At 40.5% G+C, this 15,216-nt stretch carries 14 protein-coding genes; 11 read left to right on the forward strand and 3 right to left on the reverse strand.

Annotation, left to right across the window (positions count from 1 at the left end):
* Positions 1-185 precede the first annotated feature (185 nt).
* Together KZP23_RS06650 and gldD are read right to left on the reverse strand one after the other, a co-directional pair.
* The gene (locus tag KZP23_RS06650) at positions 186-1,799 is read right to left on the reverse strand and encodes a glycoside hydrolase family 10 protein (protein ID WP_226335315.1); all 1,614 of its coding nucleotides are present in this window, start codon (positions 1,797-1,799) and stop codon (positions 186-188) included.
* 46 nt (positions 1,800-1,845) lie between these two features.
* Positions 1,846-2,421: a gliding motility lipoprotein GldD gene (gldD, locus tag KZP23_RS06655; RefSeq protein ID WP_449506050.1), complete on the reverse strand. Its 576-nt coding sequence runs from the start codon at positions 2,419-2,421 to the stop codon at positions 1,846-1,848.
* Positions 2,422-2,541: 120 nt separating this feature from the next.
* On the opposite strand from gldD, the gene KZP23_RS06660 reads away from it, so the two are divergent.
* Positions 2,542-3,069, forward strand: a complete 528-nt coding sequence (locus KZP23_RS06660; protein ID WP_226335317.1) for a DinB family protein — start codon at positions 2,542-2,544, stop codon at positions 3,067-3,069.
* A gap of 87 nt (positions 3,070-3,156) precedes the next feature.
* Here KZP23_RS06660 and KZP23_RS06665 read toward each other — a convergent pair whose 3' ends face one another.
* A complete protein-coding gene (locus KZP23_RS06665) occupies positions 3,157-4,179 on the reverse strand; it encodes an NTPase (protein ID WP_226335318.1) in 1,023 nt (340 codons plus the stop codon).
* Positions 4,180-4,258: 79 nt separating this feature from the next.
* On the opposite strand from KZP23_RS06665, the gene KZP23_RS06670 reads away from it, so the two are divergent.
* From KZP23_RS06670 to KZP23_RS06715, 10 genes are all read left to right on the forward strand, one after another.
* A complete protein-coding gene (locus KZP23_RS06670) occupies positions 4,259-5,152 on the forward strand; it encodes a M28 family peptidase (protein WP_226335319.1) in 894 nt (297 codons plus the stop codon).
* Positions 5,153-5,515: 363 nt separating this feature from the next.
* Entirely contained in the window at positions 5,516-6,625 is a 1,110-nt protein-coding gene (locus KZP23_RS06675; protein ID WP_226335320.1) for an acyltransferase family protein, read from the forward strand.
* Between the two features lie 171 nt (positions 6,626-6,796).
* Complete coding sequence (locus KZP23_RS06680; RefSeq protein WP_226335321.1) at positions 6,797-7,171, forward strand: hypothetical protein; 375 nt, start codon at positions 6,797-6,799, stop codon at positions 7,169-7,171.
* A 94-nt stretch (positions 7,172-7,265) separates the two neighbouring features.
* Positions 7,266-10,229 (forward strand): protein translocase subunit SecDF, encoded by a 2,964-nt coding sequence (secDF, locus tag KZP23_RS06685; RefSeq protein ID WP_226335322.1) that lies wholly within the window; start codon positions 7,266-7,268, stop codon positions 10,227-10,229.
* Positions 10,230-10,708: 479 nt separating this feature from the next.
* The gene (locus KZP23_RS06690) at positions 10,709-11,455 is read left to right on the forward strand and encodes a hypothetical protein (protein ID WP_226335323.1); all 747 of its coding nucleotides are present in this window, start codon (positions 10,709-10,711) and stop codon (positions 11,453-11,455) included.
* A gap of 70 nt (positions 11,456-11,525) precedes the next feature.
* Positions 11,526-11,912, forward strand: coding sequence for a hypothetical protein (locus tag KZP23_RS06695; protein ID WP_226335324.1), 387 nt, complete (start codon positions 11,526-11,528; stop codon positions 11,910-11,912).
* Positions 11,913-12,220: 308 nt separating this feature from the next.
* Positions 12,221-12,634: a hypothetical protein gene (locus tag KZP23_RS06700; RefSeq protein ID WP_226335325.1), complete on the forward strand. Its 414-nt coding sequence runs from the start codon at positions 12,221-12,223 to the stop codon at positions 12,632-12,634.
* Positions 12,635-12,645: 11 nt separating this feature from the next.
* Positions 12,646-13,401: a sensor histidine kinase gene (locus KZP23_RS06705; protein WP_226335326.1), complete on the forward strand. Its 756-nt coding sequence runs from the start codon at positions 12,646-12,648 to the stop codon at positions 13,399-13,401.
* Between the two features lie 95 nt (positions 13,402-13,496).
* Positions 13,497-14,123, forward strand: a complete 627-nt coding sequence (locus KZP23_RS06710; RefSeq protein WP_226335327.1) for a response regulator transcription factor — start codon at positions 13,497-13,499, stop codon at positions 14,121-14,123.
* Entirely contained in the window at positions 14,124-15,155 is a 1,032-nt protein-coding gene (locus KZP23_RS06715) for an oxidoreductase (protein ID WP_226335328.1), read from the forward strand.
* Positions 15,156-15,216: the final 61 nt, after the last annotated feature.

Raw genomic sequence — 15,216 nt, forward strand, 5'->3', positions numbered from 1 at the left:
TTAATGCGATTTGTTGGTTAATTTATTGCCATTAAGCCTTCCTGTTACTCTTGTGGGGATCCTTTGTCTCGGTCAGCGCTTTTGTGTGGCCGATCAGGTCCTGCATAGTAGAGGCTGTGAAGTCATTAGGTTTTATTACTGGTTTGGCAAGTTCGCTTACAGTAAGGACCTGCTCATTTGGGTAACTAGGGTTTCCAAATTTCCACTTGTGAGAATTCTCCAAAGTTACCTAAGAAGCCTATTGCCAAATAAGGGTAGTTGGGTACCATATAGCTATCAAACATAAAGGTTTTACCATCGATGGAAGTGCCCGTATATTGACTTTCTACCAATTCCCATTTTCCACTGGTATTAAGGCCAAACAGGGCAACTGATTTGGCCAGATAGGCATTTTCTATGGCGATTTGTAAGCCCCTATCTGATAAATGGATATTGGAAATATCTGGTTCTATGCTTTCAAAAACCTTATTTCTTGCCTTATTGGGTGTTAAGACGGGGTTTTCATACATGGTTTGGGAAAGCAGGCTGGCGATATCCCTATTACTGCCCATCAATGACCGGGCGCGGAAATACACATTGCCTTCTACTGCTGCCTTTGACCTGCCAATGGCTACTTGGTTGGGAATTTCATAAGCGTTTCTCCAAGCTTCATCTGCATCATTTCTGATTTTATAGCTTCCGTTGCCAATATAGATGGGGGTATTTCCGGCATTTTTGGCCCACCAATCCACTAATTCCCTGTGAGAAGCTTTAGGGTGATCCAAGCTCCAATAAATTTGGGGAGCTAGATAATCAACCCATCCATTCTTTACCCAAGATAAAGGGTCTGCATAAAGATCGTCATAATTGGTTTGACCGGCTTGGGTATCGGAGCCATTTGGATCCACGGAGGCATTTCTCCATACGCCAAAGGGACTCACCCCAAATTGTACCCAAGGCTTTTCATTTTTTACCAGATCACTTAAGCCTTGGATGAGCTGATCCACATTAGCTCTTCTCCAGTCTCCCAGATCAAGGCCATTACCGTATTTTTTGAAGGCGATTTGGTCATTGAATGCTTCTCCAGGGATTTTATAGGGATAGAAGTAGTCATCCAAGTGGACACCATCGATATCGTAATTGGTAAGCACTTCACGCACTATATTTACCATATGGTCCTTCACTGCAGGAATACCAGGGTTGTAATAATATTTACTTCCATATTTGACCATCCAGTCTGTATGACGGAAATAATCGTGCATTGGACTTAGGTCTTCCACTTTAAGGTTAAAGGTCGCCCGATAAGGGTTGAGCCAAGCATGAAATTCCATGCCCCTTTCATGGGTCACTTGGATCATCCATTTCAGTGGATCCAACATGGTTTGGGGTGCTTTTCCTTCTTTTCCGCTTAGGTATCTTGACCAAGGGGCCATTTTGCTAGGATAGAAAGCGTCACCTGCAGCTCTGATCTGGACAAAGACTGCATTGAAATTATGTTGTCGATAAAAATCCAAAATTTGGATAAAATCCCTTTGCTGTTTTTCAAAACTATCGGTACCTGAGCTGGGCCAATCAATATTAGCTACTGTGGCGATCCATACGCCCCTCATTTCCCTTTGGGGGATGGCAAAGGTAGGCAGCTCTTCTTCCCTTATGGTCTCGGCCTGCTCTGTATCAGGAGTAGAGGGGGCCGGTACAGGAGCTTCTTCCTTTGGGAGTGGAGCAGGCCCGGTGTTTTTGCTACTTTTATTGAAAGTGGCACAGGCGCTCAACAATAGCGCAAAAGCCAGGATGCTTAATCGTTGTAAACTTAAGTTCATGTAATGTCAAAGGATTTTGGATAGTACTCATATCAATAATTAGACCTTAGTTTTTGAATTCAAGGGAATTGATCAAATGAAGCATATCCTCTTTTATATATTCAATTACAGGGGCAAGGGAATCGTTTTTGACGGCAGTGTTAAAGTAAAGGGCCCCTCTCAGGAAATTTTGAGTAGAATCTGTTACAAAAAATTGAAAAGGGGTGGGGACCTCTCCGCTCAACTCAGCCACTACTCCGACATAGCCATGGGGTGTCTTGATCACTCCTTCTTCTATGCTGTAGGCTTTTACTTGATGTTTGGCGGTGAGGTTAAATGAATCGTCAAGGATACTTTTTAGTACTTCCTTATTTCCATGAATGGCCTTGTAGGTCAGGTGGATCTTTGCTCCAAAGTCGGAATAGTTTAAGTTGATCCAGTTTTCTTCTTTCAAATTGAAGGAGTCGGCTTCTGTTTGTGCAAAAACTGATTTCTGGAATTGGTAGGGGTAGGTATTGGCCAGTGCCTCAAAGGACTTTTCCGGGAGGTCGATCCGGTTATAGCCCTTTGGTTTTGGCAGGTAATGTTGCTCACAGCCCAGAAGGGCTAAACCAAGTATCCAGCAGATATTTTTGAACTTCATAGCCTCAAAGATAAAGAATAGATCAGAATCTCTCATTTTATGGGTAATATATTGCGGGGGATATTACTATTTGTGGTCAAACTTCACGAAATTAGGTACTCAACCTAAACTTTAAGCAATATGAAAAAGATTTTCAAATCATTGACACTGGTCTTGATTTTAAGTACATCTTGTATTTATGCCTTAAAAGCCCAAACCAATCAGGATGAGTTTTTGGCAAAATGGGAAAATATGAAAGCCTATACGGTAGAGATTTTGGAGGCAATGCCTGAGGATAAATTGGATTTTAAGCCTGTAGAGGAGGTTTCCAGTTTTAAAGAACTGATCATGCATATAGCAGGTGGCAATGTGATGATGGCCAATAACTTTCTTAAGGAGGGTAATCCAGGAATTGATTTTGAGGATAAGAACATGAGCAAGGCTGAATTGGCTGAAGCGGTAAAAACTTCATTTGATTTTGTTGCCAAAACCTATTCATCTTTATCTGAAAGCGAATTGGGTGAAGAAGTAGAGGTTTTTGGAGGTAATAAGATTACTCGCAGGCAAGTAGAAGGATTGATTGATTCCCATGGTATTCACCATAGAGGCAACTTGATCGTCTACTTACGCTTGAATGGTATTACACCACCACCCTTCAGAGCTTGGTAATTTTCTGTTTTCATGAAAAATAAAAAGCCTGTCAATAATTCAATTCATTTGACAGGCTTTTTAGTGTCTTTATCTGTAGTTAGCTTTTTATTCCTCTATTTTTAGATTTTGGAGAAAATTAATCAAGGCCTGTTTTCCATTGGGGTCGGCATCCCATACTGGACCAATATAAAGCTCATTTCTTACTAAGAACTTGATATAATATTTCACCACAATCCGGTCTTTATCAGGAAGCGTCTCACTGCTCAGTCCCATACTTTCCATTAGGTCGGCTTCACGACCTTCCACCCTGGTCAATACAAATTGGATTTTGTTAGCAATGAGGTCTTTGTCCGAACGGATAGTAGTCAAAAATACGGTTTCGTAAGGATAATATTGCTCCAAAATACTTTCTAGACTGGCTTTTTCGGCTTTTTGTGCAGCCAAAATTTGGTCTGAAGATTTGCCTAATAGGTCGTATCTAAACTGGGTCAGCAAGGCTGCTTCACCCGATGCTCCAGAAAGCGGGATTCCCAGCTTAAATACATCCAGGTTCAAGGGATTTTTGGCAATAAACCTGGAAGAAACAGGTAGGTTATTGGCCTGGGATGGGCTTGGTTCGGCTCCTCCTACCAAAGGTGGAAGAAAGCTGGGCACATCCAAGGCCATTAGGTTCTTTGATCGTTGGCCTTTGCCAGCTGCAATAAGTTTTTCTTGGAGTACTTCCATATTGTTCGCCTGAAGTGACCACTGGGTTCCTGCGTTAATGATGTGGCTGTTTCCGGAAAATTCCATGATGTTGATAAAAAAGTCCCCATTGCCTTTTCTGGTTATAGTGACGATATTCCTGACCATGCGTTGCAAGAAACTTTTCCCATAAGCAGCCTGAATTTCCTCAGAAAGAATGATTTCTTCCAATTCATAATAGGCAATGGGATCTCCGCCTGCCTCTATCAAAGCCGGATGGATTTTTTCAGCGATATTTTTCCAATCCAAGGGCGGCCTTGCGTTGGGTGCGGAGGAAATCAAAATCACCGCCTTTCCATCTAAAAAGTGCTCGGGCAAGGTACTTTGGCCGAAACTTTGAAAGGTAGAAAATAAGATTAAAAATAATGTAGAAATATATTTCATAGGTATTTCAACGTTCCAAAAGACTAAATTAGTATTTTCACTTTAATACTGGTAGCCAACAATCGATAATCACATGAAAATGTCAAAAATACTCATTTTATTACTTTTCATACTCAGTCCGGCTTTTTTAGAGGCACAGCAGCTTGACCGCAAACAACTTATTGCAGATCTCAAATACTTGTCTTCAGATGAGCTGGCCGGAAGGGCTCCATTGAGTCCAGGAAGTAAAAAAGCCCAAAGCTATATTACAGAGAGGTTCAGTTCTCTTGAGTTGTCCAGCCAGTTTAGCGATTATACCCAGTATTTTAGTTTTGGAGAGGAAGAGAAGGTAGAAAATGCAGCCAATATAGTGGCCTTTATTCCAGGCGAAGAATCTGAGAAAATCATCGTCATCACGGCTCATTATGATCATTTGGGGGTGAAAGAAGGGAAGATATATAATGGTACTGATGATAATGCTTCCGGTACGGCGGCACTGTTGGCTTTAGCAACATATTTTAGCCACAAGGCTCCCAAGCATTCTATGGTTTTTGCTGCCCTAGATGCGGAAGAAAGGGGACTTCAAGGAGCCAAAGCATTGGTTAAGGATTTTCCTTTTTCCTTGGATCAGGTTTTGCTCAATATCAATATGGACATGATCAGCAGAAATGACCATAATGAAATCTATGCAGCAGGAACAAGACATTATCCGGAATTGAAGGTTGTCTTGGAGAATGCTTCAGAAGGGGAGCGTGTGAGTTTAAAATTTGGGCATGATCTACCGAACACCGGCCATGATGACTGGACCAATGCCTCCGATCATGCCGCTTTTCATGCAAAGGGGATTCCCTTTGTTTACTTTGGGGTAGAGGATCATGCGGATTATCATAAGGATACGGATACTTTCGAAAAAGTAAATCAGGATTTCTACTTTAATACAGTAAAACTGATCATCCGTTGTGCAGAAGAACTGGATGCTAATTTGCCTTTATAAAGCTGGTTTAAATATGAGGTGGATAATAGCCTAAACGAATATTTTAAACCACAGATAGATACAGATAAACACGGATGGAAAAATGATATCGTAATAATCGGTGTTCATCCTATTAATCTGTGGTTTATTCCCTTGTTTTAAAATAGGTGGTTTGTAATTGTGCTTTTAGTTCTTTGTCTGCCAATAACTTTACTTCAGCTGTTTGATTTTTATGAATTTGCAAAACACAGCTCCCTGTTTTCAGTGATTTTGACCTCTTTTTTCAATAATCCCTGAAGAATTGTTTGGTGAAAATTAATTGGGGCCAAAAATTCAATATCTTTCAAACCGAATTTTAATCTGAGTTTTAGTAAAGGACATTTTATGGAGACCAATAGAGTATTAGCCTTAGATGTGTTTAGAGGGATTACCATTTTTGCCATGATCCTGGTCAATAATCCGGGATCTTGGTCAGCAGTTTACCCTCCTTTATTACATGCCAAATGGCATGGCTGTACCCCTACGGATCTGATATTTCCCTTCTTCCTGTTTATTGTGGGAGTGGCGATAGAACTGTCTCTTGGTGCTCAGCTGAAAAAAGGAGTGGAGAAAAAAGCGATTATTAGAAAGGCCGTTTTTCGGTCTTTGAAGTTAATAGGTCTGGGATTATTGCTAACAGCTATTCCTTATTTTGATCTCGCTAACTTGCGTTTTCCAGGAGTTTTACAAAGGATTGGCTTGGTTTACTTCTTTGCCAGCTTGATGTACCTTTATCTATCCCGAAAGCAATTGCTCATCAGCGGTACAGCTATATTGGTGTTTTATTGGGTTTGCATGAGTTTTATTCCCGTACCGGGGATTGGTGCGGCCAATTTAGAGCCCGGAACTAGTTTAGCTGCTTGGATAGACCAGCAAATCCTTACGGGACATATGTGGTCCCAAACGAAGACTTGGGATCCTGAAGGACTGTTTTCCACCTTGCCTGCTATAGTAACCTGTCTTTTGGGCATCATGGCTGGAAAGACCCTGACCCGGTCTAGGGAGCACCAGAAAAGAATGAAAAGCTGGCTTTTCTGGGCTTTTGGCTGTTCGGTTGTAGGCTATTTATGGTCTTTTATTTTTCCCATTAACAAGTCTTTATGGACCAGTACCTTTGTGCTTTATACAGCAGGTTGGGCTTTTTTGGCCTTGGCATTTTGTTATTGGCTGCTGGATATCAAAGGCTGGAAAAGCTGGTCGACACCATTTGTGATATATGGAATGAATGCCATTACGGTATTTTTTCTTTCTGGTCTTATAGCCAAACTTTTCGCTTATACCAAGGTGGATTATCAAGGGGAATTGGTCAGTTTAAAATTCTTTTTGCAAGAAATGCTTTTCAATGGCTGGCTTTCCCCCAAGAATGCTTCTTTGGGTGGGGCGTTATTGATGATGCTGATTTTGTATATTCCGGCCTATTGGATGTGGAAAAAGAATATAATTATCAAAGTGTAGGTGATTTGATCTATTAAAGGTAATGATTCCCTTTTCCGGTAGATTGGTTGATAATTTTTTGCCTTATATTTTTTTTGCAAACATTGGTTTCTAAGCCAAAATCAGTGCATTGGGAAAGGTATTTATTCAAAAAAATGATTTTATTTCAAAAAATACCTACATTTGCTTTCTATGGAGAATAAAAGAAATCAGCAAACACTACTACAAAAAAGGATGAGCGTCCTTTTGGTGGCATTGTGCTGCTTTCTGATTTCCAATTCCCATTTGTTTATGCCTGCACAAGATCAGCAGTCCTGTGAGGTGAAAGTTCAGCTGCCAACTGATTCTGATCAGGATGATCAGGAGCACCAGACTTTTCTGGATGTAGCTTCGGATGCAGTTGTGGTGCCTTTTGTTTCCATGTTGGCACAAAGCACCATGTATTTGATTTATGAAATTGTAGGTTTCGAAGAACAAGAATTCGTGCCTCAGGCCTTTATGGCCAGATACCCAAGTCACTTTTTAGAAGTTCTCCTAGAAAGGATAATTTCTCCCAACGCACCATAAGGTATTGCCCATTTTTTCCTTCCCAGCAGCAAGTGATATATTTGCGCGCATCAAATTAGAATTCAATAACAACATATATTTATTTAAGTAAATCATGCAAAACAAAGGGATCATTGTGTTCTTGACAGTGATTGTTACAGCATTATGTTTGTACTATCTGTCATTTACCTACGTATCAAGTAACGTCCAAAAGGACGCCATTGCCTATGCTACAGATGCTGATGGCAATTTGGACTTCGCAAAGAAACAATCTTACCTAGACTCTGTTTGGCGAGAGCCTGTTTATAACTTCCTAGGAGCCAATTATACTTTCCAAGAAGTAAAAGAAACCGAACTAGGGCTTGGACTTGACCTTCAGGGGGGCATGCACGTGACACTTGCTGTTTCTCCGGTGGAGATTGTAAAAGGTTTGGCTGGAAACAGCAAGAATGAAGCATTCAATGCAGCTATTGAGGAGGCCAATGAAGCTTCCAAAACTTCCAATGAGAAGTTTGTAGACCTATTCTACAGTGCTTGGCAGGAAAAGTCAGGTGGACAGTCTTTGAACAGCATTTATGCCACTGCAGCCAACAGAGGAAGAATCTCTTTGGAAACTTCAGACAGTGAGATTTTGGAGATTATCGATGGAGAGATCGAAAATGCTATCGAACGTTCTTTCAATATCTTGAGAACACGTATTGACCGTTTCGGTACTTCTCAGCCTAATATCCAGAGAATCCAGGGTACTGGCCGTATTCAAATCGAATTGCCAGGTGTGGATAACCAAGAGAGGGTAAGAAGCTTATTGCAGGGTGTGGCCAAGCTACAGTTCTGGAAAGTGGCGGAGATCAATGAATACGGAGATGTATTGCAAAGAATCAACGGCGTATTGGTAGCAGAAGCTCAGGCCAGCAAAAAGTCTGAAACTACTGTTTCCACTGAGGAAGCTACTGAGGGTGATTCTACCCTAACTGACCTAGAGAGACAACTGGCAGAAGGTGGTGATGAAACGGATTCACTTTCCTCTGAGGTTTCTCCATTGTTCTCTTTATTGAAAGCCAATTATGGTTTGGTATACGAAGTAAAAGATACCATGGCCATCAACAAGATTTTCAAGAGAGAAGATATCCAGTCTATCATTCCTAGGACTTTGACCTTTATGTGGTCTGTGAAGCCTAGAGAGGCAGATGGTCTTGATCTATTGGAGCTTCACGCTATCGAAACACCTAGAGGGACTGAACAGGCTCCTTTGGAAGGTGATGTGATCACTGATGCCAGCCAGACTTTGGATGAGTCTTCCAATCCTGCTGTCAGCATGAGTATGAATGCTGAAGGTGCCAGGAAATGGAGAAAAATGACTGCCGAAAATATCGGTAGAAGGATTGCGGTTGTTCTTGACAACTATGTATATACTGCGCCAAATATCCAAGGTGAGATTCCTAATGGACAGTCTAGTATCACTGGTAACTTTACCATTGAAGAAGCCAAGGATTTGGCGAATATCTTGAAGTCAGGTACTTTGCCTGCACCTACCAAGATCGTAGAAGAGGCCATCATCGGTCCAACATTGGGTAAAGAAGCCCAAGCACAAGGTATCAATTCCATCATTGCCGGTTTGGCCATTGTGGTGTTGTTTATGATCGCTTACTATGCTAAGGGTGGTTTCATCGCTACTGCAGCATTGGTGTTCAACATCTTCTTTATCTTGGGTATCTTGGCTCAGCTTGGTGCGGCATTGACCCTTCCAGGTATCGCAGGTATCGTATTGACGATCGGTATGTCCATTGATGCCAATGTATTGATCTTTGAAAGGATCAAAGAAGAATTGGCCGCAGGATCTGGATTATTACAGGCGATCAGCAGTGGTTATAATAAGGCCTTCAGTGCGATTCTTGATTCTAACGTAACTACTTTCTTGACCGGTGCTATCCTTTATGCATTGGGCCAAGGTCCTGTGAAAGGCTTTGCGATCGTATTGATGATCGGTATTGCTTCTTCATTCTTCTCTGCCGTGTTTATCACCAGGGTGATCGTTTACTGGTTGAGCAAGAAAGGTGACCAAAGCAAGATTTCCTTTGCTACGCCATTCTCCAAAAACTTGTTCAGTGATCTTAATATTGACTTCCTAAGTAAGCGAAAAGTTGCCTATTTGGTTTCTTCAGCCATTATCGTAGTAGGTTTGGCATTAGCGGCTATCAATGGACTTAAATTTGGTGTAGACTTTACCGGTGGACGTTCTTATGTGGTAGAGTTTAACCAGCCAATTGTTCCTTCGGAACTTAAAGTGGGCTTGGACAAGCAATTTGACGGTTCGGTAGAAGCCAAGACCTACGGAGCGAATAATGTCATCAAAGTAACGACTTCCTACCTGATCAATGATGATTCTGATGAGGCCAACAGTGAAGTAGAAAATAAAGTGATTGAAGGTATTGCGAGCATTACCGGCTTGAAGTATATAGAGGATGCCAGCCAGTTGGACGATAGTTCTTTTGCGATCGCAGGTTCTTCGAAGGTGGGGGCAACCGTGGCTGATGATATCAAAAACTCTTCCATGGAAGCGATGTTCTTTGCCTTGGTGGCGATCTTCCTTTATATCCTATTGAGATTCCGCAAGTGGCAGTATTCGTTGGCTTCTATCATTGCCTTGGTACACGATACCTTGTTTGTGGTGGCGGCTTTTGCGATTGCCAGTGTTTTTGGAGCTTCATTTGAAATAGACCAAGTGTTTATTGCAGCGGTATTGACCGTGATTGGTTATTCCATTAATGATACGGTGATTGTATTTGACCGTATCAGGGAGAATATTGCCAATAGAGGTACTTCAAAGCTGGTAAGGATGTTCAATGAGGCCATCAATCAGACCATGTCCAGGACCTTGATTACTTCAGCGACTACCTTGATTGTAGTGATTGTCCTATTGATCTTTGGTGGTGAGGTATTGAGAGGCTTCTCTTTTGCCTTATTTATCGGGGTATTGGTCGGTACCTATTCCTCTATTTATATCGCTTCTCCAATTGTGGTGGATTTGATGAAAAAGGAACTTGAGCAAGAAAAAGAAGAAGCTAAGAAATTGGCTTAATCTGATGCTATAATCGATATTTGAAAGCGTTCTGTTTCGGCAGAACGCTTTTTTTTTTGCAACTATTTTTAGAAGACTTTGCTGCTTTAGCCGTGACTGGACTCAGCTCTCGGGACAACGGAGTCTCATTGCAGTATCGCATTATTGGAAGAGATCCTTCCTATCGTCAGCATGACATCGATTTGTAATACTTATAAAATATCGATTAATGCGGTAATTTTTTTGTCACGCTGAGCTAAGCGAACCTGTCTGCCAAAGGTAGAGAGTCTCATTGCAGCATCGTGATTATGGAAATAGATCCTTTCCCGATAGGGATCGGGACAAGCTCTTTCGTCAGGATGGCAGGGATTAGTAATTCGTATAAAATTCTATTTTCGACAGCAAGCTCTTTCGTCACGATGACATGCATTTGTTTTAGATTGGTAAGTACCAATAAACCTTTATAAAAGCCTGTTTTTGGTTTATAATCAATTGACAGCGTGAAAAATACCGTGATCACGGTATTTCCCAATAAGGCGGAAGAACCTAAATTGCCGTATCGGAAAAATGCAATAATTATGAGTCAAATCGCTTATTTGGGGGTAATTCTAAGTAGTTTAATAGGTAGTCTTATATTCTATTTCTATCAAAAGCCTGCATACCGTACCACGCATAAAATTTTATTGTTTACGCTGGCGTTTGTTTTCTTTTTAGAAGCAGCGGGATATTTTACCAGCAGTAGGGGAATCAATAATGTATTGCTTTATAATATATGCGGTACTTATCTACAGTCCTTTTTATTAGTCTACTATCTGAAATTATTAGAAGTAAATAAAAAATTCAAACGTAAGACAAACTATGTTTTTGGCGGGCTTTATATATGGGGTATTATTAATTCACTTTTTATTCAGCCCATTGATCAAGTTTTTCAATATTACAGTTTGGCTCCATTTGGCTTATTTATTTTGTTTTTATCAGGCCGATTTTTGTACCAAATAATTAAATTGAGGGTATATTCTGATGCTAATATTATGGCAGTTCCCCACTTTTGGATAGTAACTGTTTTAATCTTCTTTTATATAGAAGTATTGATATTATTAGGTGTAAACCACTTTATTCCTGCGATCGACTTTGAAATATGGAAACCTTGGCTAGGATTGAATAGGGTTTTTGCTGGATTGATGTACTTAACTTTTAGTCTTTCATTTTACACTCCATTTATGTTTGTTGACCGTAAATACAACTAATTGTGTAATTTTAACCAATGCTTAACTACCACAGGACAATAAATAAAGCTACACTTAAATAATTTTAACCATGGATGGTAAAAAGAAAGAAAAAATCACCAAAAAACAATTTGATCAAATCACCAACAAGTACAAGAACGAAGTTAAAAAGGGGCTTACTGGCATAGGAAAAGACGGAAAAGAAATTACGGATCAAACAGATTGGATTTGGTTCAGTAGGGAAGAAATTCAAAAAGTTTTGGACGAAGGAAAAGCGGGGATCAGATTTTATTTTAGTCAATATGATGAATCATTCGGTGAAGAGTTGGGGGAAGAATATGTAGGTAGACTTACGCTCGCTATGCTCCCAGGAGATGAAAAATTAGTTGCTGAAGCCACTTCAACTGAGGAAGAAAGTGCAGATGCGGAGAGAGATTATGCTTATAATTATGGGGGTATATGCCCTCCAGGTTGTTAATGCCATTATTTTTGTGAGAAATCTTAAATGAAATGACTTTCGATCTATATTTCTACACAATAATATTGGGATTACTATCTAGCTTGTCAGTCTTTTTTTTCAAGACTGACAGGCAATATCGTAAAGCACATGTCCTCATTTTTTCAATATTTGTTATTGTAGTACTACAGGAACATGTTGCGATAACAATTAGAAACCTAAATGAAACGAATGATAACAATAATTCCATTGTATATAATATTGTCGGTATTTATCTATTAATTCCTCTCTACCTGTTGTTTTACAAAATGGTATTTTTATCCGAAAGGATGAAAAGAAGAATTAATATTTCCATTTTACTTTTATATGTTTTGGGTATTATTGACTCTTTGTTTCTCCAGCCACTTACAGAAATTTTCCAGCATTATATGCTTTTGTATGGTAGTTTGGTGATCATTTTATTAAGTATTTCATTTTACTATAAGGTCTTTACCAGAAATGATTATATAAATTCTAACCTTTTGTCTATACCCTATTTCTGGATTATAACCATGCTGTTTTTTTATTACTCCAGCACATTTTTGATTTGGGCGAGTTTCTCTTATTTGCTAAAAGCTGATTATCGGACTTTTGTAATGTCTTTATTTGACCTGAATAGATTACTAGCAGGTGTTAGTTATTTAGTCATGGGCTTGGCATTTTATGCTCCAAAAGTGTTTAGGGGAAAATATTTTATCACTTAATAATTTTCTTTATGTCTTCAGATCCAGCGCAATTTATTTTCTTGATTACAGCCGGTGTGTTGATCACATTGGTTATGTGTAGTTTTATTGTAGTGTTGGTTCTGTTTCACCGGCAACAGCAGTTCCGTAATAAGCAAAAAATGGATCAGCTAAAGGCAGAATATGAGAAGACCATCTTGGGGGTGGAAAAGGAGATACAGGAACAGACCCTTTCTTTTATTGGGCAGGAACTACATGATAACCTTGGGCAGTTGCTTTCGCTTACCAAGCTGACCCTTAGCCAGCCAGATCCTGAGAACTTCTCTGAGGGAAAGCGGCTGATCAACAAAGCTATCCAAGAGGTGCGTTCCCTGTCCAAAAGGTTGAACCTTGACTGGGTGAAGGAAGTACAAATCCAAGATTTTATCGCCGGGGAGCTGGAGAAGATAGAAAAATCTGGTTTCTGTAAAACCCAGTTGGTAAGCCAAGTCAACGGGCTAAGCCTGGAACAGGATACCAAGCTGGTCCTGATCCGTGTGGTGCAGGAATGTCTCAATAATATTATCAAGCATGCCGAGCCCCAAACCATTTCCATTAATCTATTAAAGTTGGGAAATGACTTTTCCCTACAGATAGTGGATGATGGAAAGGGATTTAATACCGAGGATAAGTCCAAGGGCATGGGCATGCACAATCTGAAATCCAGGATTGAAACAATTGGGGGGGAGCTGGATATCCATTCAGAGATAGGAGAAGGAACTGCCATAAAGTTGAGGGTTCCTGCATAATCACTCATGTAAATTATTTGAATTTGGTAAAGTAATCCATTAAAACTGCTTATTTTAGCATTGCCAATAGGCTTTTTTACCAAAATCCATAAATAATGATCCGCCTCGTACTTGCCGATGACCATAAGATGTTTGCCAAAGGCATTGCTAACTTATTGGAAAAAGAAGAAGATATGGAAATTCTGTCCATTTTTTCAAATGGTAAGGATTTGGTAGAGTTTGTCAAGAATAATGAGGTGGATGTGGTGTTGACGGATATGAATATGCCTGGCATGGATGGCTTGGCCGTATTGCAGCATCTTAACAAGCAAAAGATCAAAGTCAAAATGATCGTGCTGTCCATGTATGATGATGAGGATATTTTTAAAAAATGCCAAAAGCAGGGAGTGGATGCCTATGTGCTGAAGGATGCGGATCCAGATGAGTTGGTTTATACTATTAGGGAGGTTTTTGAGGGACAGCACAGGATGCATTTCGAGCGGGTGCTCAAGCAGGTGGATGAAGATCAATATTTTGATGTCTATAAGCAGAAGTTTAAATTGTCCCGCAGGGAACTACAGATACTTAAGTTGATTAAGGAGGGGCATAGTAATCATGCCATTGCCGATGAGTTGTTCTTGAGTGTTTATACCGTGGAAACCCACAGAAAGAATATCCATCATAAATTGCGCGTTAACAATAGCGTTGAGCTAATGCGTAAGGCCATTGAAATGAATTTATAAATGACTAGAACCATAAAAACCGGGCTAGTAGGTTTTGGGAAGGTAGCAGAAACCATGCATGCCCCATTGATCCAACAGGAACCCTTGCTGGAGCTAACAGCTGTGGTAGAAAGGCACCAAGAAAAGTCCAAGGAAGATTATCCCCAAGTGACTGTTTATAAGAGCTTGGAAGCAATGCTTGAACAGTCGGATGTGGAATTGGTCGTGATATGTACTCCTAATGAATGGCATTTTCCCCAGGCAAAAGCAGCTTTGGAAGCTGGCAAGCATTTGGTCGTGGATAAGCCGATCACAGTGAGTTCCTCTGAGGCTGAAGCACTGGTAAAACTGGCCAATGAAAAGGGGCTTGTTCTCACTGCCTATCAGAACAGGCGTTTGGATGGGGATTTTCAAACCATCCAAAAACTCCTCAATGAAAAGGTGCTGGGAAATATTGTTCATTTCGAATCCCATTTTGATCGGTTTAGGCCTGAGCCCAATGATAACTGGAGGGAAAAAGAAGTTCCTGGAAGCGGGATATTATATGATTTGGGTGCTCACCTGATAGATCAGGCATTGATTCTTTTTGGGCAGCCTAAATGGGTTTATGCGGAGATCCTCAAACAACGTGAGGGAGTGGATGCTGATGACTTTTTCGATATCACCATGATGTATGCGCACACCAAGGTGAGGTTGACTGCCAGTATCTTGATGAATGCCAAATTGCCCAAGTTCCTCGTCTTGGGAGATAAAGGGTCTTATAGCAAGTTTGGTTTGGATGTACAGGAAGCAGCCTTGAAAACAGGGATAATACCTGGTGGCGATGGCTGGGGAGAAGAACCAGAATCAGGTTGGGGAGAGGTGTTTTTGGCCCATGAAAGCTATCCCTATCCCACCTTGAAAGGAGATTATCCAGCTTATTATAAAAACATTGCCCAGGTATTGAATGGCAAGGAGGCCTTATTGGTTCAGCCACAGGAAGCGGTACAAACCTTAAAGATTATAGAAGCTGCCCAGCAAAGCCATGCAGAGGGCAGAAGGGTTTATGTGTAGTTTATTGACCCTATTTGTTCAATTTCATCCTAAAGCCCTATCAGAAAATAATCTCATCCAG

Source organism: Echinicola marina (assembly GCF_020463795.1).
Lineage (GTDB): Bacteria > Bacteroidota > Bacteroidia > Cytophagales > Cyclobacteriaceae > Echinicola > Echinicola marina.